The organism is Streptomyces sp. NPDC034085 (assembly GCF_055575555.1).
This window is the reverse complement of record NZ_JBVISL010000002.1, coordinates 422,174-445,495: the sequence shown is the minus strand read 5'-3', so window position 1 is coordinate 445,495 and position 23,322 is coordinate 422,174. Positions and strand designations below refer to the sequence as shown.

The 23,322-nt window shown below is 72.8% G+C and carries 22 protein-coding genes; 11 read left to right on the top strand and 11 right to left on the bottom strand.

All coding sequences use genetic code 11. The annotated features are described in order from the left end of the window. The first annotated feature begins 1 nt into the window (after nucleotide 1). The 4 genes from ACZ501_RS07285 (at nucleotide 2) to ACZ501_RS07270 (ending at nucleotide 3,696) form a co-directional block, all read left to right on the top strand. The gene (locus tag ACZ501_RS07285; protein ID WP_468793194.1) at nucleotides 2–1,591 is read left to right on the top strand and encodes an N-acyl-D-amino-acid deacylase family protein; all 1,590 of its coding nucleotides are present in this window, start codon (nucleotides 2–4) and stop codon (nucleotides 1,589–1,591) included. A 17-nt stretch (nucleotides 1,592–1,608) separates the two neighbouring features. After that, on the top strand, nucleotides 1,609–2,622 hold the full coding sequence (locus tag ACZ501_RS07280; protein ID WP_468793193.1) for a YdcF family protein: 1,014 nt from the start codon (nucleotides 1,609–1,611) through the stop codon (nucleotides 2,620–2,622). Nucleotides 2,623–2,826: 204 nt separating this feature from the next. Further along, complete coding sequence (locus ACZ501_RS07275) at nucleotides 2,827–3,012, top strand: hypothetical protein (protein ID WP_361598000.1); 186 nt, start codon at nucleotides 2,827–2,829, stop codon at nucleotides 3,010–3,012. Between the two features lie 213 nt (nucleotides 3,013–3,225). Further along, a complete protein-coding gene (locus tag ACZ501_RS07270) occupies nucleotides 3,226–3,696 on the top strand; it encodes a nitroreductase/quinone reductase family protein (RefSeq protein ID WP_361601954.1) in 471 nt (156 codons plus the stop codon). Between the two features lie 32 nt (nucleotides 3,697–3,728). On the opposite strand, the gene ACZ501_RS07265 is transcribed toward ACZ501_RS07270, so the two are convergent. Beyond that, nucleotides 3,729–4,385: a DUF4386 domain-containing protein gene (locus ACZ501_RS07265; protein WP_468793191.1), complete on the bottom strand. Its 657-nt coding sequence runs from the start codon at nucleotides 4,383–4,385 to the stop codon at nucleotides 3,729–3,731. A gap of 123 nt (nucleotides 4,386–4,508) precedes the next feature. On the opposite strand from ACZ501_RS07265, the gene ACZ501_RS07260 reads away from it, so the two are divergent. Both ACZ501_RS07260 and ACZ501_RS07255 read left to right on the top strand, forming a co-directional pair. Next, nucleotides 4,509–5,168 (top strand): TetR/AcrR family transcriptional regulator C-terminal domain-containing protein, encoded by a 660-nt coding sequence (locus ACZ501_RS07260; RefSeq protein ID WP_468793190.1) that lies wholly within the window; start codon nucleotides 4,509–4,511, stop codon nucleotides 5,166–5,168. Nucleotides 5,169–5,354: 186 nt separating this feature from the next. After that, entirely contained in the window at nucleotides 5,355–5,618 is a 264-nt protein-coding gene (locus ACZ501_RS07255) for a hypothetical protein (protein WP_361601945.1), read from the top strand. Nucleotides 5,619–5,919: 301 nt separating this feature from the next. On the opposite strand, the gene ACZ501_RS07250 is transcribed toward ACZ501_RS07255, so the two are convergent. Continuing rightward, nucleotides 5,920–6,489, bottom strand: coding sequence for a GNAT family N-acetyltransferase (locus ACZ501_RS07250; protein WP_361601942.1), 570 nt, complete (start codon nucleotides 6,487–6,489; stop codon nucleotides 5,920–5,922). Nucleotides 6,490–7,004: 515 nt separating this feature from the next. Beyond that, nucleotides 7,005–7,562, bottom strand: coding sequence for a hypothetical protein (locus tag ACZ501_RS07245; RefSeq protein ID WP_361601939.1), 558 nt, complete (start codon nucleotides 7,560–7,562; stop codon nucleotides 7,005–7,007). 414 nt (nucleotides 7,563–7,976) lie between these two features. Here ACZ501_RS07245 and ACZ501_RS07240 point away from each other — a divergent pair, with 414 nt between their 5' ends. Then, the gene (locus ACZ501_RS07240) at nucleotides 7,977–9,188 is read left to right on the top strand and encodes a pyridoxal phosphate-dependent aminotransferase (protein ID WP_468793188.1); all 1,212 of its coding nucleotides are present in this window, start codon (nucleotides 7,977–7,979) and stop codon (nucleotides 9,186–9,188) included. Nucleotides 9,189–9,300: 112 nt separating this feature from the next. Beyond that, the gene (locus tag ACZ501_RS07235; protein ID WP_361601933.1) at nucleotides 9,301–9,714 is read left to right on the top strand and encodes an SCO4983 family protein; all 414 of its coding nucleotides are present in this window, start codon (nucleotides 9,301–9,303) and stop codon (nucleotides 9,712–9,714) included. Nucleotides 9,715–9,882: 168 nt separating this feature from the next. Here ACZ501_RS07235 and ACZ501_RS07230 read toward each other — a convergent pair whose 3' ends face one another. After that, on the bottom strand, nucleotides 9,883–10,257 hold the full coding sequence (locus tag ACZ501_RS07230) for a hypothetical protein (protein WP_361601931.1): 375 nt from the start codon (nucleotides 10,255–10,257) through the stop codon (nucleotides 9,883–9,885). An 88-nt stretch (nucleotides 10,258–10,345) separates the two neighbouring features. Here ACZ501_RS07230 and sigJ point away from each other — a divergent pair, with 88 nt between their 5' ends. After that, the gene (gene sigJ / locus ACZ501_RS07225; protein ID WP_468793186.1) at nucleotides 10,346–11,227 is read left to right on the top strand and encodes an RNA polymerase sigma factor SigJ; all 882 of its coding nucleotides are present in this window, start codon (nucleotides 10,346–10,348) and stop codon (nucleotides 11,225–11,227) included. Continuing rightward, the gene (locus ACZ501_RS07220) at nucleotides 11,227–11,595 is read left to right on the top strand and encodes an Mth938-like domain-containing protein (RefSeq protein WP_468793185.1); all 369 of its coding nucleotides are present in this window, start codon (nucleotides 11,227–11,229) and stop codon (nucleotides 11,593–11,595) included. The genes sigJ and ACZ501_RS07220 overlap by 1 nt, the downstream gene beginning before the upstream one ends. A gap of 32 nt (nucleotides 11,596–11,627) precedes the next feature. On the opposite strand, the gene ACZ501_RS07215 is transcribed toward ACZ501_RS07220, so the two are convergent. Both ACZ501_RS07215 and ACZ501_RS07210 read right to left on the bottom strand, forming a co-directional pair. Further along, nucleotides 11,628–12,026, bottom strand: a complete 399-nt coding sequence (locus tag ACZ501_RS07215) for a hypothetical protein (RefSeq protein WP_468793182.1) — start codon at nucleotides 12,024–12,026, stop codon at nucleotides 11,628–11,630. Nucleotides 12,027–12,334: 308 nt separating this feature from the next. Then, nucleotides 12,335–14,167 carry a phosphoenolpyruvate carboxykinase (GTP) gene (locus ACZ501_RS07210; RefSeq protein WP_361601919.1) on the bottom strand — a complete coding sequence of 611 codons (1,833 nt, stop codon included), beginning with the start codon at nucleotides 14,165–14,167 and terminating at the stop codon, nucleotides 12,335–12,337. Nucleotides 14,168–14,387: 220 nt separating this feature from the next. On the opposite strand from ACZ501_RS07210, the gene trhA reads away from it, so the two are divergent. After that, on the top strand, nucleotides 14,388–15,104 hold the full coding sequence (gene trhA, locus ACZ501_RS07205) for a PAQR family membrane homeostasis protein TrhA (protein WP_468793181.1): 717 nt from the start codon (nucleotides 14,388–14,390) through the stop codon (nucleotides 15,102–15,104). Between the two features lie 67 nt (nucleotides 15,105–15,171). Here the strand turns inward: trhA and ACZ501_RS07200 are convergent, their stop codons facing one another. The 5 genes from ACZ501_RS07200 to ACZ501_RS07180 form a co-directional block, all read right to left on the bottom strand. After that, on the bottom strand, nucleotides 15,172–16,242 hold the full coding sequence (locus tag ACZ501_RS07200) for a Vgb family protein (protein ID WP_468793179.1): 1,071 nt from the start codon (nucleotides 16,240–16,242) through the stop codon (nucleotides 15,172–15,174). Nucleotides 16,243–16,470: 228 nt separating this feature from the next. Then, nucleotides 16,471–18,894, bottom strand: a complete 2,424-nt coding sequence (locus ACZ501_RS07195; protein ID WP_468793176.1) for a galactose oxidase-like domain-containing protein — start codon at nucleotides 18,892–18,894, stop codon at nucleotides 16,471–16,473. A gap of 42 nt (nucleotides 18,895–18,936) precedes the next feature. Beyond that, on the bottom strand, nucleotides 18,937–20,121 hold the full coding sequence (locus ACZ501_RS07190; protein ID WP_468793175.1) for a glycosyltransferase: 1,185 nt from the start codon (nucleotides 20,119–20,121) through the stop codon (nucleotides 18,937–18,939). A 6-nt stretch (nucleotides 20,122–20,127) separates the two neighbouring features. Further along, the gene (locus ACZ501_RS07185; protein ID WP_468793173.1) at nucleotides 20,128–21,861 is read right to left on the bottom strand and encodes an ArnT family glycosyltransferase; all 1,734 of its coding nucleotides are present in this window, start codon (nucleotides 21,859–21,861) and stop codon (nucleotides 20,128–20,130) included. Then, nucleotides 21,858–23,129, bottom strand: coding sequence for a glycosyltransferase (locus ACZ501_RS07180; RefSeq protein ID WP_468793172.1), 1,272 nt, complete (start codon nucleotides 23,127–23,129; stop codon nucleotides 21,858–21,860). Before ACZ501_RS07180 ends, ACZ501_RS07185 begins: the two co-directional genes overlap by 4 nt. Nucleotides 23,130–23,322: the final 193 nt, after the last annotated feature.

Below are 23,322 nucleotides of genomic sequence, written 5' to 3'. Positions count from 1 at the left end.
CGTGGACCTCGTCATCCGGGGCGCCCGCGTCGTCGACGGCACGGGCGGGCCCTCGTACACCGCGGACGTCGCCGTGCACGAGGGCCGGATCGCCGCCATCGGCCGGATCCGGGCCGGCGGGCGGCACACCGTCGACGCGCACGGGCTCGCCCTGGCCCCCGGGTTCGTGGACATGCACGCCCACAGCGACCTGGCGCTGCTGCGCGACCCGGACCACGGCGCCAAGGCCGCCCAAGGCGTCACCCTCGAAGTCCTCGGCCAGGACGGCCTGTCGTACGCGCCCGCCGACGAGCGGACCCTGGCCGGGGTGCGGACCGCGATCGCCGGCTGGAACGGCCCGGGAGAGGACGTCGACTTCGACTGGCGCACCGTCGGGGAGTACCTGGACCGGCTGGACCGCGCCCACGGCGGACGGGGCATCGCCGTGAACGCCGCCTACCTCGTACCGCAGGGCACGGTGCGCGCGTACGCCCTCGGATGGGACGACCGCCCCGCGACCGCGGCCGAGCTCGCCCGCATGCGGCAGCTGGTCGCCGAGGGGATGGAAGAGGGCGCCGTCGGCATGTCCTCCGGGCTCACCTACACCCCGGGCATGTACGCCTCGGGCGCCGAACTGACCGAGCTGTGCAAGGTCGTGGCCCGGTACGGCGGCTACTACTGCCCGCACCACCGCTCGTACGGGCGCGGCGCGCTCGCCGCCTACGCCGAGATGCTCACGCTGGCCCGCGAGGCCGGCTGCGCCCTGCACCTGGCGCACGCCACCATGAACTTCGGGGAGAACCGGGGCCGCGCCCCCGAGCTGCTGGCCCTGCTGGACGCGGCCCTGGCCGACGGCGCCGACGTCACCCTCGACAGCTACCCGTACACCCCCGGTTGCACCACCCTCGCCGCGCTGCTGCCCGGCTGGGCGCACGAGGGCGGCCCGCAGGCCCTGCTGGCACGGCTGCGCGACGAGGACACCGCCGAACGGATCCGGTACGCGCTGGAGGTGGAGGGCTCCGACGGCTGCCACGGGGTCCCGGTGGACTGGGCGAGCGTGGAGGTCTCGGGGACGAGCGACCCCGCGTACGGCGGCCACGTCGGCCGGCGCCTCGACGGCTGGGCCACCGCCCGGCGGCTGCTGCTCGGGGACCGGCTCGGGACGGTCGTCCTCCAGCACGTCGGCCACGAGGAGAACGTCCGGGTGATCATGCGCCACCCGGTCCACACGGGCGGCTCCGACGGCATCCTGCACGGCGCGAAGCCGCACCCCCGCGCGTACGGCACCTTCCCGCACTACCTCGGGCACTATGTGCGCGAGCTGGGCGTCCTCTCCCTGGAGGAGTGCGTGGCGCACCTCTCCGGCCGGCCGGCGGCGCGGCTGCGGCTGCCCGACCGCGGGCTGGTCCGCGAGGGCCACCGCGCCGACCTGGTGCTGTTCGACCCGGAGACGGTCGCGGCCGGGTCCACGTACGAGCGGCCGCGCGCGCTGCCCACGGGGATCCCGTACGTGCTGGTCGACGGACGCTTCGTCATGCGGGACGGGGCCCGGACCGACGTCCTGGCAGGACGGTCCGTACGCCGCGTACGCCGAAAGGCCGTTCACACCTGACACATACGATGAACGCCATGGCCGCCTTCCTCCTCCCCGCCCTCCTCTTCCTCGCCTTCTGCGTCAGCGTGTTCAAGGACCGCCGCCGCTTCAGCAACGCGGTGCTGTTCGGCCTGACGTTCGTATCCCTCTCGGCGGCCCTGCTCTTCCAGCTGACCGCGCTGCCGCCGTGGGCGGCCCTCGGCATCATGCTGGTCGCCTTGGCGATGCCCGCGCTCGGCACCATGGCGATCGGCGTCTTCCTGATCGCCAACGGCGTGACCATGATCCGCAGGGAGGGCCGCAGTCCGGCCAACCTCATGTCGATGCTCGCCGGACTCGGCATCTTCGGGATGATCGCGCTGCTGGTCGTCGTCCCGCAGTTCCACTCGACCGTCCTGAACGGCATGGCCGCGACCCTGACCCTGGTCGTCGCCTACGTCTCCTTCCTCTTCCTGTGCTTCCTCGGGTACGCCTTCCTCTACGGCCGGATCAAGGTCCGCGGGGACGTCGACCACGTGGTCATGCTGGGCTCCGGCCTGGTCGGCGGGGACCGGGTGCCGCCGCTGCTGGCCTCGCGCCTGCGCAAGGGGCAGCGGATCCACGCGGCCCAGCTGGCGCGCGGCTCGCGCCCGCCGGTGCTGCTCGCCTCGGGCGGCAAGGGCTCCGACGAGAGGGTCTCGGAGGCGCGGGCGATGGCGGACTGGCTGATCGCCGAGGGGGTGCCGGCGGAGCACGTCGTGCTGGAGGACCGCTCGCGCACCACCGAGGAGAACATGCTGTTCTCGAAGGAGATCATGCTGGCGGGCGACCCGGGCTACCGGTGCGTGATCGTCACCAACAACTTCCACGCCTTCCGGGCCGCGATGATGGCCCGCAAGGCGGGGGTGAACGGGCAGGTGGTCGGCTCGCCGACGGCCCGCTACTTCCTGCCGAGCGCCACCCTGCGCGAGTTCGTCGCCGTGTTCTGGGAGCACCGGGTGGTCAACCTGTGGATCTGCGGGGTGCTCGTGGCGGCCGGCGCGGCGGCGACGCTCGCGGCCGCCGTCTGACGGACGTACGGCGGGGGTGGCGGTTACGCCTTCTGCCGGAGCGCCGGGACCACGGGCGGCGGCGGTGGCTCCGGCTTCGGCCTCGTGGGCGAGGCCGTTCGGCCCCTCCCCGGTGTCATGGCCGGGCGTCCCCGCGGCCCGAGGTGCGTTCATGGGGCCGGGCGCGGAGTATGGGGGCCTGGGGGGCACCGTAGGAGGTATCCGATGGACAGTGAACCGAACGAGCAGCCCACCCGGTCGGACCGGCTCTTCACGGGTGGGGAGCGCGCGTACGACCCCGAGGACCTGGTGATGGCGACCGGCCACGACCCGACTCCGGAGCGGGTCGAGAAGGCGCGGAAGCTGATCGAGAAGGAGGGTCCGCAGGTCATCGAGCGCTTCCTGCCGTAGCGGTCGGCCGACCGGAGGCTGTTGGGCCACGGCCCGGGGTCGCACCCCGGGCCGTGGCCGATTCGTGTCCCGGCCACCTCCGGCCCCGCCGGGGGCTCGGGGGTGCCGCCAGACCACCGGGCGTCCAGACCTGCGGGCGTGCGCTACGGATCCGGCGCATCCAGAATCGGTAAAGGCTCGTTAGCGCTCCGGGGGCCGCCCTACGGAGGTCAGATGAACAGCGTTGCCGTGCCGGTCGCCCGGGTGCTCCCCGTCGACTGGGACCACCCGACGGACCCGCACCCCGGTCCGCGGCTCGACCACGTCCGGACCTACGTGGCGAGCGGGGGTACGGACGGCCACCTGTGGCGCGGGGTCCCGACCCTGCTCCTGACCACCCTCGACCGCGCGACGGGCCGGGCGGTGCGCACGCCGCTGATCTACGCCGAGGACGAGGGCCGCCACCTGGTCGTGGCCGCCGGCTGGGGACGGCGGCGCCACCCCGCGTGGTACCGCAACCTCGCCGCCCATCCGCAGGTCCGCCTCCAGGTGGGCCCCCGGACCTTCGCGGCCTGGGCGCGCACGGCGAACGCGGTGGAGCGGGAGACGTACTGGGAGGCGCTGACGGCGCTGTGGCCGCCCTTCGACGACTACCAGGTCCTCGCGGGGCCCCGGGAGCTGCCGCTGGTGATCGTGGAGGGGTGAAGGAGCGCCCCCGGGCACCGTCCGGGGGCGGATCAGCCGCCGGCACGTGGGTGCCGGAACCCCTTGACGACGAGCCAGAGCGCGAGGGAGACCTCCCAGGCGAACACCGGGAGCGCGGCGAGGGAGCCGGGCAGGGACAGCTGGGCGTAGAGCCCGAACATCACGGCGACGGCCGAAGCGCAGATCAGCGGGCCGCCGAGCAGGCCGAGCACGGCGATGGGCCGCGGCACCAGCCGGGAGCGGTGCACCAGCAGGGCCAGCAGGGCCGTGTTGACCCCGAGGGCGATGTTGGGGCCGAGCAGGAACGTCCAGGCGTGGACGGCCACCAGCGCCGTGTCGGTGGCGGCCGAACCCGGGCCCGCCGCGTCCCGGCGCAGGGTGACCAGGGCGAGCACGGCGACGATGCCGACGAGGATGAGGGCGGCCTCCAGGAGGCGGGCGCAGACGTATCCGAGGGCCATCCCCTCGCCCCACCGCCTGACCACCGGGTACAGCGCGGCGCCGGTGCCGGCCACGGCGCCCACCAGGACCAGCTCGCACAGCGCGCCGAGCAGCGCCCGGCTGCCGGCCGCCGCTTCCGCGCCGCCCCCGAGGAGCGGTTGGTAGAGGACGGCCCCCGCGATGGCGGCGACCTCCGTCACGAGGAACAACACTCCGGCGACGACCGCGGTTCTTCTGTCCGACTTCATTCCCTGCCCCCTGAGAGGGAGGTGTACGGCGTACACCTCGTGCTGCGCCGAACCATAGGTGTACGCCGTACACTCGTCAAGGAGGGGGAGCAGGACGAAGGACGAAAGGGAGAGGGAGGGCCGATGACGCGGCTGAACCGGGAGCGCGTCCTGCGGGCCGCCGTCGCGCTCGCCGACGAGGGCGGGATCGACGCGCTGAGCATGCGCCGGCTGGCACAGGAGCTGGACGTCGTCCCGATGGCGCTCTACAAGCACGTGGCCAACAAGGAGCAGCTCCTCGACGGCATGCTGGACGTCGTCCTCGGCGGGATCGACCCGCCGCTGCCCGGCCCCGACTGGCGGGACGTGGTACGGCAGCGGATCCTCTCGGCCCGGCGGGTCCTCCTGGGCCACCGCTGGGCGTACCGGGTGATCGAGTCGCGGTCCGTACCGACGCCGGCGGTGCTGGAGTACCTGGACTCGATGATCGGCGCGTTCCGGGACGGCGGTTTCTCCGCCGACCTCACACACCACGTGATGCACGCGATGGGCAGCCGGCTGCTGGGGTTCAGCCAGGAGCTGTTCGACGACTCACGCGGCGCCGGGCCCCCGGACCCGGCGATGGCGGAGCGCTACCCGCGCATCGCCGAGCTGGCCGCTGCGGCGGCGCACGACGGGGACTCCGTGGTGGGCGGGGGCTGTGACGACCAGTTCGAGTTCGAGTTCGCGCTGGACCTGCTGCTGGACGGCTTCGAGCGGCTGCGCGAACGGGGCTGGACCTCGGGCCCCGGCGGGGGCGGGTGAGGCGGGGGGTGCGGGGGCCGGGGGTGGGGCGGCCCATGCAGTTGCCTCAGAGCTGCGGGGATGGTTGCCCCGTCTGTGACGGAGTGGAGGCGCGGGCCAGCGGGTCAGCGGGTCAGCGGGTCAGCGGGTCAGCGGGTCAGCGGGTCAGCGGGTCAGCGGGTCAGGCACGCTCCGTACCATCCATAGGTGATCAACCCGTTCTTCCACGCACCCGGACGCCGCTTCATCACCCTGGCCGTGCTGGCTGCCGTTGTCGCCTTCGGCTGGTACGCCGTTCAGCCGGTCCATCCGCGATGCACGGTCCACTCAGCGGTCGGCTCAGGGGCCCTCGTGCCCGCCGGCACCTCGGCGGAAGAGATGGAAGCCGTAGCCAGGCAGGCTTACGAGGACGCCTTGGCCGACGGCGCGTGCGGACCATCACACGCCCGATTCCGAGACTGGATTGGCTGACCTGAGCCCGCAGCCCGACGCGCTGCGGCCCTTGCCGCCGTCGTGGGGGGGCTTGGGCTGCCAGAGGCCGCCACTGCCCTCGCCCGGCCCGAGCCGAGGGACCGATCGTCATTGGCCGGGGTGGCGAGCGGGCCGGCCACCTGCCGGAACACGGCCTCCAGCACGTCCTCCCCGAGCCGGGCTCGCGCCCGGCACAACGATGACCGGTTCACCCGCGTGAGGACCCGGCTGGGGGGCAACGATCCCCTCGACTCAAAGGCAACTGCATCGGGTGGGGCGGCGCCCGGGCCGCTGTGCGGGCCTAGGGGGCCGGGGGTCGCCCGGCTGGGGTGGCCACCGCGGTGTAGGTGCGGCCGGCCGCCGCGTACTCGCCGAGCGGGGTCATGCCGAAGGCGTCCACGTGGACCCGCCAGGACGGCACGTTGCCGGACTCGATGAAGGCGACCAGCGCCTCGGCGCGGCCGGCCGACGCCTCGACGGCCCTCGCGTACAGGCCCCGGGCCACGCCGTGCCCGCGGAAGGCGGCGTCGACCACGACCGGCCCGTACAGCAGCCACCGCACCCCGCTGAGGGGCCGCCCGTGCCAGGTCAGGGCGTCCTGCGCCCGCAGCAGCCCGAGGACCGCCGCCGGCGGGTCGTCCATGTCCGCGGCGACCGACAGTGCGAGCAGCCCGGCGACCCGCCCCTGCCCGGCGTCGGCCACCAGCAGCTCCCCGTCCCGGGCCATGCCCCGCAGGGCGTCGACGCCGAAGGCCCCCTGCACGAAGCCCTGCGCGGAGCGCTGTTCCGCGGTGAGGGCGTCATGGTGGTTGGCGGCGAACAGCCGGGCCATGGCGGGCGCGTCGGCCTCGGTGGCGTATCGGTAGCGCATGGGGCGATGCTGCCACGGCGTCCCGGCGGCGGATGGCGGGCCGGGGTCGAGTGTCATGTCCGCGCGGGCACGGAGGTGCCGTCCCGTGCGGGCCGAGCCGCTGTGATGGAGGGGGCCGGATCTCGGGACGGAGCATGAGGGCGGGGCACGGTTGAGGGGGTCGGTGGTGTGCCGGGGGCTGCCCGCCAGTCCACTGTCCTTCCGTGCCGGTCCGGTCCCTCAAGGGCGCTCCTTCGTCGCGTCGCTTCGCGATGGCCCTCGGCCACCCTTGACCGACCGGCCCGTCCCGGAATGCCAAAGACTGTCGGGAAGCCCCCGAGGAAACGGCATGGGGGAAGCGTTCAAGGACGGGCCCGTCACAGACCCGCGAGGGACTGGGCTCCGCTACCTCCCGGATGCGGCCCCATGCGCATGACCCGGGGGCAACGCGCGCATCAGATCGCTACCCGCTCCTCCTGGCTTGGCGTCCGGCGGCCGTCTGGGGCCGGTCCTCGCGCCACGCGCCGGTGGTGCGCTCAGCGGTTGGTGTTGAGGAAGCCGATGACCACCGCGCCCCACCAGCAGGCCTGGGAGACCAGGGCCGTGGCGCCGCCCCAGAGGAGGAGGCCGCGGCCGATCGGGGCGGTGGCGGATCCGAGGCGGCGGCCCAGCAGGCCCGCCTGGAGGCCGTTGACGGTGAGGAGGGCCACCAGGCCGATCTTGGTGAGGGTCAGCGGGGAGTCGAGGTCCGGGTGCAGCATCAGGCCGCTCACCACGAGGCCCCCCAGGCCGGCCCAGATCGGGACGTGCAGCCGGGACGTCGCGCCGAGCACCTCCGCGATGCCGCAGCGCCCGGTGGCCCACAGGAGGCCGTAGTAGTCGGCGGACAGCACCGCTCCGAAGCCGAGCACCAGCGAGGCCAGGTGCACGAAGAGCGCGGCCGAGTGCATGGAGGCGTCGGCCTGCATGTGGAGGGAGCACCACAGCCCCGCCGCCAGGACGACCAGTGCGCACAGGGCCCCCGCCGCGACGGTCCACCAGGAGTCGTACAGGCGGACGGGGCGGGGGGAGAGTCTGGCTGCGGGGGACGACATGGCGGCTGGCTCCGGGATACCGACGGGCGCGGCTCGGTCTGCCGCGTCAAAGCAAGGTAAGGCTCACCTAAAGGGCCCGCGCCGTCAATCCGGGTCCACGGGCCGGGACCGTGAGCCCGGACACACGCCCCCGGCCGGCGGCGAGCCGGGGCCTCGCCGCCTGGATGGGGACCGGCCCGGGCGTCGCGCGGGGATACCCGGGGGTGCCCCCTCCGGGGGGTGACGAGCGCAACACCGGGGCGGTCGGCGGTCGCGGCCGTTCACCCATTCCGCAGGCCGGACGGCGCCCCGGCCGCCGTTTCAAAGGGTGGGCAGGGCCGCCGCCTGGCCATCGCGCGAAGTGGGACATTTCGCTCGGTGGAATTCCGCCGGAACAGCCGAGCGGGCGCGCCGCAGGGCCCGTAAGCTCCCGTCATGCAGGTGATCCAGTCAACGAAACTCGCCAATGTCTGCTACGAGATCCGCGGACCCGTCCTCGAAGAGGCGATGCGGCTCGAAGCGGCAGGTCATCGCATCCTCAAGCTGAACACCGGCAACCCCGCGGCCTTCGGCTTCGAGTGCCCGCCGGAGATCCTCGAGGACATGCTCCGCAACCTGGGGAACGCCCACGGCTACGGCGACGCGAAGGGCCTGCTGTCGGCGCGGCGCGCGGTCATGCAGCACTACCAGACCAAGGGCATCCACCTGGACGTCGAGGACATCTACCTCGGCAACGGCGTCTCCGAGCTGATCCAGATGTCGATGCAGGCGCTGCTGGACGACGGGGACGAGGTGCTGGTCCCCGCCCCGGACTACCCGCTGTGGACGGCCTCCGTCTCGCTGGCCGGCGGCACGGCCGTGCACTACCGCTGCGACGAGCAGGCCGACTGGATGCCGGACCTCGCGGACATCGAGCGCAAGGTCACCGACCGCACCCGCGCGATCGTGATCATCAACCCGAACAACCCGACCGGCGCCGTCTACGGCGACGAGATGCTGCGGGGTCTGACGGACATCGCGCGCCGGCACAACCTGGTCGTGTGCTCCGACGAGATCTACGACCGGATCCTCTACGACGGCACCACGCACACGAACACCGCCGCGATCGCCCCGGACCTGCTGACGCTGACCTTCAACGGGCTGTCGAAGAACTACCGCGTAGCCGGGTTCCGGGCGGGCTGGATGGCGGTCTGCGGGCCCAAGAAGCACGCCTCGTCGTACATCGAGGGCCTGACGATCCTCGCGAACATGCGGCTGTGCGCCAACATGCCCTCGCAGCACGCCGTCGCCACCGCGCTGGGCGGGCGGCAGTCGATCGTGGACCTGGTCCTGCCGGGCGGGAGGCTGCTGGAGCAGCGCGACACGGCGTACGACCTGCTGACGCAGATCCCGGGCATCACGTGCGTGAAGCCCAAGGGCGCCCTGTACCTCTTCCCGAAGCTCGACCCGTCCGTCTACAAGGTCAAGGACGACCGGCAGATGGTCCTGGACCTGCTGCGGGCCGAGAAGATCATGGTCGTGCACGGTACGGGCTTCAACTGGCCCGAGCCCGACCACTTCCGCATCGTGACCCTGCCCAACGCCACGGACCTCGCGGACGCCGTGACCCGGATCGGGCGCTTCCTGGACGGGTACGGGCAGCCGTAGCGGCTGGCGGGGCCCGGCGGACGGCGCTCCGGCCCCGCTCTACCAGGATTCAACTCAACCTTAGACCGGTTCCAATGTAGGATGGCCTCCTGACCCAGCAGGAGGCCTCCTCATGTACGAGCCGATCCGCACAAAGTCGGTCGTCCACCGAGTGGACGGCAACCGCACCGACGCCGCCACCTACCCGCAGAGCAGCCGGGGCGAAGCCCTCGACATCCAGCTCGCGGGGCACCTCTCCGCACTGCTCGCCGTCACCGACGAACTCGGCCTCGACGACGACGGCGCCGTACGCATCGCCGCCCAGGTGACCCGCCTGCGCGGCTCCCAGCCCGTCCGCGTCGCCTACCCGGCGCTCGCCGACGGTGCCGACACCCGCACGCTGCACCGCCGCGCCCGCGACCTCGCCGCCCGCGCCCTGCTCGTCGCCGCCTCGCGCGCCGACACCGCCGCGGCGATCCTCGCGGCGCAGCGCATGGACGCCCACACCGCCGCCCTCGCCTCCACGGAACGGGCCGGCGCCCACTGACGGCCCCGGTCCGGGACCGCGCAGGCTCCGGACCGGGCGCCCTGTCCTTTCAGGGACGGGATCCAAACCATTCCCGTGCAATCGAAGTGACTCGTGCGCCTGCGCCACCCCGGCCGGGCCGAGCAACAGCGCGGTGAGCTCCGAAGACCAACCGCGCCGTTGTTCCGGTCATATGGCACGCGGCTTGGCGTCCCGCCGGGAGAGCGCCAGGACACTCAGGGCGAACATCAGGACGCCCAGGGGGACGTGGACCGCGGGCACGTGGGCGATGCCCAGCACGACCTGGGCCGAGGCGAGGACGAGGAAGCCGGACGCGTACAGGACCGGGCGCGGCGAGCCGCCGCCCGGGCGCCACGCCAGTACCGCGGCGAGGACGTACAGCATCGACGCCCCGTACATCACGCGCGCCCCGACGCCGTGGAGCAGCTCGCCGTGGGACGAGGTCAGCAGGAGTCCGGCGGTGACCGCCTGGAAGAAGATCGCCAGGGTCTGCAGGGCTGTCGCGACCTGGACGAACGTGGGGCGGCGGCGTTCCGTGGCCATGATGTGGTCCCCCTCTTCTGCCGTACGGCAGTTGATCGGTACTGTCTCGACAGTCCGACGACGCAGGCCCGTGAAATGTGAGACCGCCATGAGCACACCGGCCGAGCAGGTCGTCTTCGGCGAACGGCGCCGGCTGCTCAACATCGCCTACCGGCTGCTCGGTTCGCTGGCCGAGGCCGAGGACGCCGTACAGGAGGCCTACACCCGCTGGTACGCGATGTCGCGACGGCAGCGGGAGGCCGTCGAGTCGCCCGGCGCCTGGCTGACGACGGTGGCCGGACGGATCTGCCTGGACGTGCTCGGCTCGGCGCGGGTCAGGCGCGAGCGTTACGTCGGCGCATGGGTGCCCGAGCCGCTGCCCGACCCCGCGGAGTGGGCCGGCACGGCCGATCCCGCCGACCGCGTCACCCTGGACGAGTCGGTGGACATGGCCTTCCTCGTCGTCCTGGAGTCGATGACCCCGGCGGAGCGCGTGGCGTTCGTCCTGCACGACGTCTTCCGGTACCCCTTCGACGAGATCTCCCGGATCGTCGGCCGGACACCGGCGGCCTGCCGGCAGCTGGCCTCCTCGGCCCGTCGGCGCACCCGCCCCGCGCAGAGGCCGCCCGCGGCCGAACAGGCGGCTCTGCTGCGGGACTTCAAGGAGGCGTGGGAGGCCAAGGACATCAAGGCGCTCGTCGGCCTCCTCGACCCCGACGCCACGATGACCGCCGACGGCGGCGGGCTGGTCGGCGCGGCCCTGCGCCCCGTCGAGGGCGGCGACCGCATCGCCCAGTACCTGGTCCACCTCGCCGACAGGGCCCCCGGGCTGACGCTCCTGGAGCGGACGGTCAACGGCCGGCCGGGCCTGGTCGCCCAGCACGCCGGCGTGACCATGACCGTCGCGGCGTTCGGCCTCACGGACGGCCGCATCGCCAGCATCTGGGCGGTCCGCAACCCGGAGAAGCTCCGCCCGTGGAGGACGGCCTGATGAACGGATCGCCGCTGATCACGCACCTCTCGTGGGGGGAGATGGAGGCCGAACGGCTCGCCCCCGCGAAGGACTTCGTGCTGTATCCGGGGGGCGGGCACCCCTGGGACTGGAACAGGCACGGCACCCGGCACGACCCGGGCATCCGGCCCGGGGACGTACGGGAACTCCTCGACCACGGCTGCACGGTCGTCGTCCTCAGCCAGGGCATGGACCGCCGCCTGAAGACGACACCGGAGGCCCTGCGGCTCCTGCACGAAGCGGACGTCACCGTGCACGTCGTGGACACCGAGGCCGCCGTCGGCCTCTACAACCGGCTGGCACGGGCCGCCGAACCGGTCGGGGGCCTGTTCCACTCGACCTGCTGACCGGGGCGCGCACACGAGCCCCCGGACGCCCCTCAGCCCGCGCCCTCCACTCCCTCGACCCCGCACCACACCCCGGCCCCCGCCGCCCACACCGGGCCGACGGCCTCCGTGCGGGCCGGCGGGGCGTCAGGGCTCAGGCCCGGCAGCCGGACCAGCACCCGGGCCTCGCGGGCGTCCGGAGCCGACGGCCGCCGGTCGCGGAACCCGACCGTGGCCACGTACGAACCCTCGCCGCGCGCCTCCAGCACCGCCACCGCCCGCCGGCTCGGCCGGTCGATCCGGCACCCGGTGACCCGCACCTGCGGCGGCGCCGCCGCCGGGCCGGAGGAGGGGCCGCCGCCGGCCCACACGTACAGCCCCAGCGGGGCGAACACCAACAGGCACGACAGGCCGACCATCCCCACCACCCAGCCCTGCCATTTCCCTGCCATGCCCCGATCCTGCCGCCGCCCGCCCCCTCCCACCAGCACCGCCGAACCCGCACGGCATTTCGAAGCGGAAAGCCTGACGGCGGACCTCCAGGACAGGGAGGTCCGCCGTCAGCAGACGCACACGGCCCATGGGACGGACGGCGGCCGGGACAGTGGCCGGTCGTCGGTCAGGCGTGTGCTGCGGTGGAAAGCCCTGGTCGGGGATTCCCACAGCGGCGGGAGCACCTTGGTCGGGGACTCCCACGTTCGTGTGCCCTGTCGTGCCAGGGCGGGCCGGTCGCCGGGCGGGCGGCCGGCCGGTCAGGCGGTCAGCCCAGGCGCTCGACGAGCGCGTGGTACTGGTCCCACAGCTCCTTGGGGGTGTGGTCGCCGTAGGTGTTCAGGTGCTCGGGGACCAGGGCGGCCTCCTCGCGCCAGACCTCCTTGTCGACGGTGAGGAGGAAGTCGAGGTCCTCGTCGGCGATGTCGAGGCCGTCGAGGTCCAGGGCGGCCTTGGTCGGCAGGACGCCGATGGGGGTCTCGACGCCCTCGGCGGTGCCGTCGAGGCGGCCGACGATCCACTTCAGGACGCGGCTGTTCTCGCCGAAGCCGGGCCACACGAACTTGCCCGCGTCGTTCTTGCGGAACCAGTTGACGTAGTAGATCTTCGGGAGCTTGGCCTGGTCCTTGTCGGCCGCGACCTTGACCCAGTGGGCCATGTAGTCGCCCATGTTGTAGCCGCAGAAGGGCAGCATCGCGAAGGGGTCGCGGCGCAGTTCGCCGACCTTGCCCTCGGCGGCGGCGGTCTTCTCGGAGGCGATGTTCGAGCCGATGAAGACGCCGTGGTTCCAGTCGAAGGACTCGGTGACCAGCGGCACCGCGGAGGCGCGGCGGCCGCCGAAGAGGATCGCGGAGACGGGGACGCCCTTGGGGTCCTCCCACTCGGGGGCGATCGTCGGGCACTGCGCGGCCGGGACCGCGAAGCGGGCGTTCGGGTGGGCCGCCGGGGTCCCGGACTCCGGGGTCCAGGCGTTGCCCTTCCAGTCGATGAGCTCGGCCGGGGGCTCCTCGGTCATGCCCTCCCACCACACGTCGCCGCCGTCGGGGGTGAGCGCGACGTTGGTGAAGACGGTGTTGGCGTACATCGTCTTCATGGCGTTGGCGTTGGTGTGCTCGCCGGTGCCGGGGGCGACGCCGAAGAAGCCGGCCTCGGGGTTGATCGCGTAGAGGCGGCCGTCCTCGCCGAAGCGCATCCAGGCGATGTCGTCGCCGATGGTCTCGACCGTCCAGCCGGGGATGGTCGGTTCGAGCATCGCCAGGTTGGTCTTGCCGCAGGCGCTCGGGAACGCGGCGGCGACGTACTTGGCCTCGCCCTCGCCCTGCGGCGGGGTGAGCTTGAGGATCAGCATGTGCTCCGCGAGCCAGCCCTCGTCGCGCGCCATGACGGAGGCGATGCGCAGCGCGTAGCACTTCTTGCCGAGCAGGGCGTTGCCGCCGTAGCCGGAGCCGAAGGACCAGATCTCGCGGGTCTCGGGGAAGTGCGAGATGTACTTGGTGGTGTTGCACGGCCACGGCACGTCGTCCTGGCCCTCGGCGAGCGGAGCGCCGAGGGTGTGGACGGCCTTGACGAAGAAGCCGTCGGTGCCGAGCTCGTCGAGGACGGCCTTGCCCATGCGGGTCATGGTGCGCATGGCGACCGCGACGTAGGCGGAGTCGGTGATCTCGACGCCGATCGCGGAGAGGTCGGAGCCGAGGGGGCCCATGCAGAAGGGGACGACGTACATCGTCCGGCCCTTCATGGAGCCGCGGAAGATGCCCTGCTCGCCCGCGAAGATCTCCTTCATCTCGGAAGGAGCCTTCCAGTGGTTGGTCGGGCCGGCGTCCTCCTCCTTCTCGGAGCAGATGAAGGTGCGGTCCTCGACGCGCGCGACGTCGGAGGGGTCGGAGGCGGCGTAGTAGGAGTTCGGGCGCTTGGTCTCGTCGAGCTTCTTGAACGTGCCCTTCGCGACGAGCTCCTCGCACAGGCGCTCGTACTCGGCCTCGGAGCCGTCGCACCAGACGATGCGGTCCGGCTGGGTCAGGGCTGCGATCTCCTCCACCCAGGAGACGAGCTCCCGGTGGGTCGTCGGGACGGAAGTGGGAGCCGCGTTGTCGCGCGCCACGATTGCTCCTTGTTGAGGGGTTTGTTTGGTGTATGCCCCGTGGGGGCTGCGACCCGGACGCTTCGCGCTCCGCTCATCCGGTGCCGACCGCACTCATCTGATCATCCGGTGGATGTGCGCATATGTCCAGGGGGCCTCTCACGTGAGCATCGCCACGTCCGTCAATCTTCCGTAAAGAGGGCCCGCGGAAAGCTACGGGCCCGTAGGTAGCATGTGGACCATGACTTCAGACGCCGCCGCCGCCCCGGCCGCCGAGGCCTCCCCTGTCGTCCAGGCCCTGGAAGCGGCCGAGACCGCCCTGGAGGAGAAGCCGCTCATGCGCGGCTGGCTGCACCTCGGGATGTTCCCCGCCGTGGTGGTCGCCGGCCTGGTGCTGATGGCCTTCACCGACTCGACGCGGGCCCGGGTGGCCTGCGGCGTGTACGTCCTCACCGCCTGCCTGCTCTTCGGCGTCAGCGCGGTCTACCACCGCGGTACGTGGGGCCCGCGCGGCGAAGCCGTCCTGCGCCGGCTCGACCACGCCAACATCTTCCTGATCATCGCGGGCACCTACACCCCGCTGACCGTCCTGCTGCTGCCCGGCTCCACCGGCAGGACGCTGCTGTGGGCGGTGTGGATCGCGGCCGCGGCCGGCATCGCCTTCCGGGTCTTCTGGGTCGGTGCCCCGCGCTGGCTCTACACCCCCTGCTACATCGCGATGGGATGGGCGGCTGTCTTCTTCCTCCCCGACTTCATGCGCACCGGCGGCGTCGCCGTCCTGGTGCTGGTGATCGTCGGCGGTCTGCTCTACAGCGCGGGAGGGGTCATCTACGGGATGAAGCGCCCCAACCCCTCCCCCCGCTTCTTCGGCTTCCACGAGGTCTTCCACTCCTTGACGCTCGCGGCCTTCGTGGCCCACTACGTCGGCATCTCGCTGGCCGCGTACCGGCACGCGTAACCGGTACGCCGTCGCCCGGCGCCGTGACGCGTCGGCCGCGTGAGGCGGTGCCGGCCGTGACGTCTCGTCAGCGGTGGCCGTGCGGGCCGGCAGCGCGACCGCCGGACGTGATCCGCCCGATCCGGTCGCCGGTCAGCTCCGTGAACCACAGGTGGCCGTCGGGGCCGGCGGTGATGTGGAAGGGCGTGCGGTCCGCGCCGGACGCGGGCAGCGGGTACTCGGTGACCTCGCCGTGCCGGGTGATCCGCCCGATCCGGTTGACGTTGGACTCGGCGAACCACAGGTTCCCGTCCGGGCCCGCCGTGATGCCGACCGGGCCGCTGTCGGCGCGGGGCAGCGCGAACATCGTGACCTTGCCGTGCCGGGTGATCCGCCCGATCGCGTTGGCGGTCGGGTCGGTGAACCAGAGGTTCCCGTCGGGGCCTGGGGTGATGTTGAAGGGGGCGCCCTCCGCCGCCGGCAGCGCGTACCCGGTGACCTTGCCCGACGGGGTGATCTTCCCGATCCGGTTGGTGGCGGGCTCGGTGAACCACAGGTTCCCGTCCGGGCCGTTGGCGATCCGGTACGGCGCCCCCTCGCCGGCGGGCAGCGGGAACTCGGTGAGCCTGCCGCGCGGGGTGATCCGCCCGATGCGGCCGGTACCGTTCTCGGCGAACCACACGTTGCCGTCGGGCCCCGCGGTGATGCCGACCGGATAGCTGTCGGGCTGCGGCAGCGGGAACTCGGTGACCTTGCCGGACGTGGTGATCCGCCCGATGCGGTTGCCGCCGGGCTCGCTGAACCACAGCCGGCGGTCGGGCCCCGCGGTGATGTCGTCCGGGAAGCCGCCGGGGCGGGGCAGCGCGAACTCCTCGATCCGGCCGCGCGGGGTGATCCGTCCGATCCTGTCGGTGGCGTTCTCGGTGAACCACACGTTCCCGTCAGGGCCCGCGGTGATGCCGACCGGACCGCTGCCGGCCGTGGGCGTGGCGTACTCCCTGATGCTCCCGACGTCGTCGGCGGCCTGCGCCTGCCCGGCGAGGACCGGCGGACCGAGCAGGGCGCAGGCCAGGAGCACGGCGAGACACCTGCGGCGCACGGCCGGCGCGGCAATCGGGGCGGACGGAGCGAGCGGGGCGGGCGGAGCGGTCTCGGGCATGGGCGCGGAACCTTTCGACCAGAACGGGACAGGCCGGAAAACTCAGCGCTCAGCGTAGGAGCCCGGCCCGCCGGGGAGCCGGGACGCCGGGCCGTCAAACGGGTGCAATTCCCTTGCCCCGCACCCCGGCTCGACCGGGCCGCCGTCAACGCCGCCTGCGTCGACCGGCGACGGACGCAGCCGGACCCCCCGCCGTGCGGGCGGCGGGGGGTCCGGCGGGCCTGCGGCTCAGCAGGTGAAGCCGTCGCCGTCCGCGTCAAGGCGCAGCGGGTCGCTGCCGTTGACCTTCATCCGCTGCGGGAACCGGTGGGCGGCCAGCCACGCGCAGCGGGCCTGCGTCGTCTTCTTCACCTCCGCCGGGAAGGCGCCCGGTACGCACACGCCCGCCGTCCCGTAGTGCCGGTCGCAGCCGGCCACCGTGGGCGCGACCGGGGCCGCCTCCCGCTGCGCCGGGTTGGGCTTGGGCGCCGCGAGCCGGTCGGCGAAGGCGTGCTCGTGCGGGGCGGGCCGGGGCTGCTGCGCGGCAGCCGCCAGGGCGGGTGCTCCGCCCAGGTGGACCCAGGTCGCCACCGACGGGACGCCGTTCGCGTCGACGCCGAAGAGCATGTACCAGCCGGGCGGCGCCAGGTTGGGGTTGCTGGTGACGTTGAGGTCGATGGTGGTGCCGTCGACCACCGTCATCGGCAGGTCCACGAACCGCTGGTTGGGGTCGGAGGAGTGGGTGACCGCCGCGGGGCGGATCAGTTCCGCCTTGGCGATGGGCCGGTTCACGGTGATCCGCTGCGTGTCCCCGTACACCCACTCGGTGTCGATCACCGAGGTGAGCTGCGGGCGCGGCCCCTTGAACAGGTAGGGCGGGGTGTAGACCGACACCGCGTGGTTGTAGGTGCCGTTGCCGGGGTTGTCCCCGACGGACATGACCCTGCCGTCGGGCAGCAGGAACGCCCCGGAGTGGTACGTGCGCGGGATCGGGTCGGTGGCCAGGCCCGCCTGGTAGGTGTTGCTCGCCGGGTCGAAGAACGAGGCCTCGAAGACCGGGTCGGCCCGGTCGTGCAGGCCTCCGCCGGTCTCCAGCACCTTCCCGTCGGGCAGCAGCACCGCGGAGACGTACATCTTGCCCTCGGCGCCGGTCTGCGGGCGCTTGCCGGCGCCGGTGTCGACCAGGCCCTGGGGCAGGTCGGGGCCGGCGGTGTAGGCGGGGCTCGGCTTCTTCAGGTCGATGACGTCGGTGAGCCGGTTGGCCGCCGGGTTGCTCTCGTTGTTGCCGCCGCCGACCGTCAGCACCCGCTGGTCCTGCGCCGGGGGCAGCAGGACGCTGGCCGACTCGTCCCGCTCGTCCTTCCTGCGCAGTCCGGGCACGTCGGTGATGGTGTTCGCGTCGTAGTCGTAGACCGAGGCGCCCGAGCCGGCGGTGCCGTTGCCGAAGGTGTGGCTGCCGGAGTAGAAGAGCCGGCCGTCCTGCATGAGGATCATGGACGGGTACAGGCCCCAGTACGACCAGGTCTGGTTGACCTCGTTCATCGGCAGCCACCTGCCCTGCGCCGCCGAGAACTTCTCCGCGGTGACGTTGCCCGTGGAGTCCTCCTTCAGCCCGCCGAAGGAGATCACGTCACCGTTGCCGAGGATCGTGGCGGACGGGTACCAGTGGCCGCCGTTCATGTCGTTGGTCTTCGTGTACTTCTCGGTGGCCGGGTCGAAGACGTACGAGTCCTTCAGGCCCTGGTAGCCGATCGTGCCGTCGGCGGACGGGTAGCCCTTGTTGCCGCTCATGACCAGCACCCGGCCGTCCGCCAGCTGCACGTGCCCGGAACAGAACATGTCCACGGGCGTCGGGATCGTCTTGACGCTGCCGGCCACCGGGTCGTAGACGGCGGAGGTGAAGGTCCCCGCGTTGAACTGGGCGATGTCGTTGCCCGAGCCCGCGATCAGCAGCACCTTGCCGTTCTTCAGGACGACGGCGTGCATCGAGCGCACCGGGTTCTGGGCCGCCATCACCTCCCACTTGCCCTTGGCGCACTGCTCGGCCGTGCCCGTGCAGGACGGCTGGGGCGGAGCCGCGCCCACCTCCTCCACCGCGTAGTCGTCGGTGGTGAGGGTGCCCACGCCGTAGACCGACAGCCCCCACGCGATCCTGTCGGTGTTCGGGGGGACGGCCGGCGTACGGACCTCCGTGCGCGCCCACGCGGCGCTGACCGGCGGGTTCTGCAGGTCGGTCCAGTACTGCCAGCCGGCGGTGGTGTCGTGGCGGAACACGGTCACCGACACGTCGGGGGTGTTCGACTTGTACCAGGCGGACAGGTCGTACTGCTTCCCCGGGACGACGGTCGGCGCGCAGGCGGCGTTCTCCGTGACCAGGGCCTTGCGGTCGCCGCTGACGCGGCGGGTGAGGGAGACCTTCATGGCCTTGGTGCCGCCGTGCGCGTCGGCGACGGTGGCGAAGGTGAAGTCGTTGTCGCCCCAGCCCGACCTGGACCAGCAGGAGGGCATGTCGGAGCCGGCCGCGCCGGCCGTCTCGAAGCCGGGGTTGGTGAGCAGGTTGGGCGGTCCGGCCGCGGCCTGCTGGGGTGTGGTCAGGAGGAGGGAGGCGGTCATCGCGCCGACGGCGGCCAGGGCGGCCCGGCGCCCCGCCCTCCGTCGGATCTTCCTTCGCATACACGGGTCCTTTCGGTGCGGCTCGGCTCCTGGTGGTGGCGCTCAACTCCCGGTGGTGCGCGCCGCGCGCGGCCCGCGCGGCAGGTAGACGAGCGCTTCGGTGGCGGCGAAGCGCAGCACGAAGGTGGTGACCAGCGCGAGCGCGGTCGCGGGCAGCACGCCGAGGCCGAAGCGGCCCACGAACAGCGCGATCAGCGGGATGCGCAGCAGCAGGTCGGCGTTGGCGAGGAGCGCGAAGCGGGCGACGCGGTCCGCCCAGTGGCGGTGGCGGCGCCGGTCGCGGAAGAGCAGGGTCTCGATGAGCAGGAAGTTCCAGACCACCCCGGCCTGGTTGGCGAGCACCTCGGCGGCCAGGTACTGCATCCCGGCGTGGGTGAGCAGCCAGAGCGCCAGCAGGTTGGGGGCGAAGCCGGAGAGCCCGATGAGCCCGAAGCCGATCATGCGGGCGAGGGGGCCGGCCGAGCGCAGGGCCGCCAGGTGCGTCAGGAACCGCATCCCCTCGCGGGCGGTGGACTTCGACTCCCCGGCGAAGCGGTCCTGGAAGACGAAGGGGACCTCGGCGCGCCGCTCGGGACGGCAGCGGACGACGAGCTCCAGCAGGACCTTGTAGCCGAGCGGGCGGAGCGCCGCACCGGTGACGGCCGTACGCCGCACCGCGAAGAAGCCGCTCAGCGGGTCGCTGACGCCGCGCAGGGCGCGCGGGAAGAGCCCCTTGGCCAGCCAGGTCGCGCCGCGCGAGACGGCGACGCGGTAGCCGCCGGCGAGCCCGGCCCGGCTGCCGCCGGGCAGGTAGCGGGAGGCGACGACGAGGTCGGCCCCGGTGCGCTCGCCCTCGCCGACGAGTTCGGGGACCAGCTGGGGCGGGTGCTGGAGGTCGGCGTCCATGACGACGATCCAGTCGGAGCCGGCCCGGGCGATCCCCTCGACGACGGCCCCGCCGAGGCCCCCGTCCGGGCTCCGGCGGTGCAGGACGGACACCGGGAAGGGGCAGTCCGCGGCCGCCTTCTCGATGACGGCGGGGGTGTCGTCGGTGGAGTCGTCGACGAACAGGACCTCGCGGGGCGGCCGGTCCGGCACCGCGGCCCGCAGCCGGGCGAGCAACTCGCCCACGTTGGCGGACTCGTTGAAGGTCGGGATGACCAGGGTGACCGTCCCGGCGGCGGCCGCTGACGGAGCGTCGGCCTCCGGATCATCCAGGGCGTGCGGGGGCCACAGGTCCTCGCTCATGGTGGTTCAGCTCCCACTCTCGCGGTCGGTGCGGCGGATCTCGATGCGGTCCTCGCCCGTACCGAAGACGGCGACCGCGGTCGAATGCTCCAGAGCAGCCTTCACGGTGGGCAGGTCCGCCGCGTCGCGACGCACGGTGGGCGAGGAGACCACGTAGTCGATGTCGCGCCAGCCCCGCGGGAGGGTCCGGGTGACGGCCGGGTCGAGGTCCGCCTTGTAGAACCAGATGGCGCCGTCCCCGGGTGCGAAACCCTGGTGGACGGCGTCCAGCCAGAGCGCGTCGTCGACGAGGACGCGGGTGCCCGCCGGGTCGGCCACCTCCCGGCCGAGCCAGGCCGCCGCCTGCCGGTACGGGGCGTTGGCGTCGGCCGTCAGGGCCGTGCGGTCGCCCTCGTACCAGCGCGGCAGCACGTACGCGGCGGCCGCCGCGGCGAGTACGCCGACCAGCGCCCGGCGCGCGTACACCAGCCCCCGGCGCTCCCCCGGCGCGCGCCGGCGGCGCAGTACCGCGTGCGTGACGCTCGCCGCGGCGGCGGCGAGGACCAGGGCGAGGAAGGGCAGCGCCTGGATCACGTACATCGCCGGCAGGTAGCCGGAGGGGCGCATCGCGACCACGGCCAGCAGCACGGCCGCCAGGGCCGGCCCCGCCAGCGCGCGGGCGGTCACCGACCAGCGGTGGGTGACCAGCAGCAGGACGGCGCCGGCCAGGCCGCCGAGCGGCAGGACCGTGTCGTAGTACAGCCAGGACCGGAACACCCCGTGCGAGCCGGAACCGGGGTCGAGGATGAAGCCGGAACCGGGCCGGCTCATCTGGTACGTGATGCCGTCGATCAGGGACACGTGCCCGGCGCCGGGCAGCAGCTCGTCGTTGAGCAGGGCGAACAGCGGGTACGAGAGCCCTATCAGCGCACAGGCGGTGACCGCCCCGGTCACGGCGAACTTGCGGGTGTCCCGGTGGCTGTGGCGCCACATCGTCACCAGCAGCGCCGGCAGCACCACCAGCATCGTCTCCTTGGTCAGGACGGCGGTGGCGGCCGCCAGCCCCGCGCCGAAGTGGTGCCACAGGTGCCGGCTGGGCGACGCGGCGAGGCAGAAGGCCAGCAGCATCCACATCACGGCGAGGTTGTCGAGGAAGATCTCCCGCTGGAGCACCACGGACAGCGGCGACAGCCCGAAGAGCCCCATCGCCAGCCCCGCCGCCCACCGCGGCAGCCACAACCGGCGCGCCAGGACGTACAGCAGCACCGCACTCGCGGCGGAGACGGCCAGCATCGAGAAGCGCATCGGCGCGACCGTCATCCAGTCGGGCACGAACAGGGACGGCAGGTACGTCAGCCCGGCGATCTGTATCCAGCCCAGCGGCGGGTGGTCGTACCAGTACGTGTAGTGCGCCAGCCCGTCGCCCTGCTGGACGGCCCACGCCTGGGCGAGGTAGGTGCCCTCGTCGTCGCTCAGGGTCGGGAAGTGCGTGATGTTCCAGCCCTGTACGAGGACCACCGCCAGCAGGACCGCACCGCAGAGCAGCAGGTCCGGACGGGAGGAGCGGAAGCGCACCACCGGACGGTCCGGCGCGGCCGGACGCACCCCGGGGCCGCCGCCCCGCCCGCCGCCCCGGCCGCCGGGCAGGGGCCGGACGGGCAGGTGGGCGGTGGCCGGCGCCGGTGCGCAGGCGGCGGCGGTGGCGGCGTCGTCCGTACCGGCCGGCTGGGGATCAGTGGCCGTGGGCAGGGTGGCGGTCACCGGTGGCTGTCCTCTCGGGTCGGGGTGGCGGAGGTCAGGTGGGCACCGGTGTGGCTGGTCAGCTCCCACTCGTTGCGGCCGCGCTGCTCGCGCCAGACCGCACGGATCGCGGCGCCCGCCAGCATCACCTGGTAGAAGGGGCCGCCCACGATGAGCTTGAGGTAGTGCACGAAGCGCACGCGCAGGCCGTACTGGCGGCCGAAGTCGTGCAGCCCGACGATCTCGAAGACGAAGGTCACCATCGCCGTGATCATGGGCAGGAAGGTGATGATCGCGACGCCGACCGGCACGTCGAGGAAGAGGGCCACGGCGAAGTTCACCGGGATGATCACCCCGGAGGCGGCCTGCATGAAGGGCGTCATCAGGGTGTACCGGGCCAGCCAGCGCTGGCCCCGGCCGGGCAGTTGCCGCCAGTCCTTCTTCCGGTAGACCTGGAGGAAGCCCTGGTTCCAGCGGGTGCGCTGCTTGAGCAGGCTCATCAGCGAACCGGGGGTCTCCTCCCGCGTGACCATGTCGGAGTCGTACGCGACGACCACCTTCTTGCCGACCGAGGACAGCCGCACCCCGAGGTCGCAGTCCTCGGCCAGGCAGTCCTGGTCCCAGCCGCCGGCCTCCCGCAGCACCCCGGTGCGCACGAAGACCGTGTTGCCGCCCAGCGGGATGAAGCCCTTCTCCGCGTGCAGGTGCAGGCGCGAGCGGAACCAGAAGAAGTACTCCAGGCAGTTGCGCAGGCTGTACCAGCTGGAGTGGAAGTTGATGAGCTGCACCCCGCCCTGCACCACGTCCGCCCCGGTGGCGCGGAAGGCGTGGTCGACGTGGGTGAGCAGCTCGGGGTGGACCTGGTCCTCGGCGTCGAAGACCCCCACGATGTCGCCCCGGCAGTGCGGCAGGGCGGTGTTGAGGGCCTTCGGCTTGTTCTTGGTCGCGTTGTGGTCGACCACGACGCGTACGCGCTCGGGCGCGCGGGCGGCGGCCCGCCCGGCCACCGCCGCGGTCTCCGGGTCGTCGTGGCCGACGATGACGATGATCTCGTAGTCGGTGTGGCTCGATTCGAGCAGCCGGTCGATGGTGTGTTCCAGCACCGCCTGCTCGTGGCGGGCCGGCAGCAGCAGCGAGAAGGCCAGCCGGCCGCCGCCGTCGGGCCGGTCGAAGCGCGTCGAGGCGAGCGTCTCGGGCGTCCGCCACGCGTGCATCTGCCACCACAGCGTGAAGGCGGCCATCCAGAAGAGCGCCACAGAAATAGCGGAAACCAGCACGGACGTGAACAAACTGCCCCCCACAGACATGCCGCAACCCCAGGCGGCGATCACAACCCCCCGGAGACGGCACGGCCCCCCGGCCCGCCGGCTCCGCTTCCCCCACGCGCGCACCCCCCGGTGCGCGGTCTCGGCGACTCCCCAGGACACGAGACTAGGCAGCGAAGACGAAACCCAGGAGCCGCCCGGATAAAAACCACGTTTC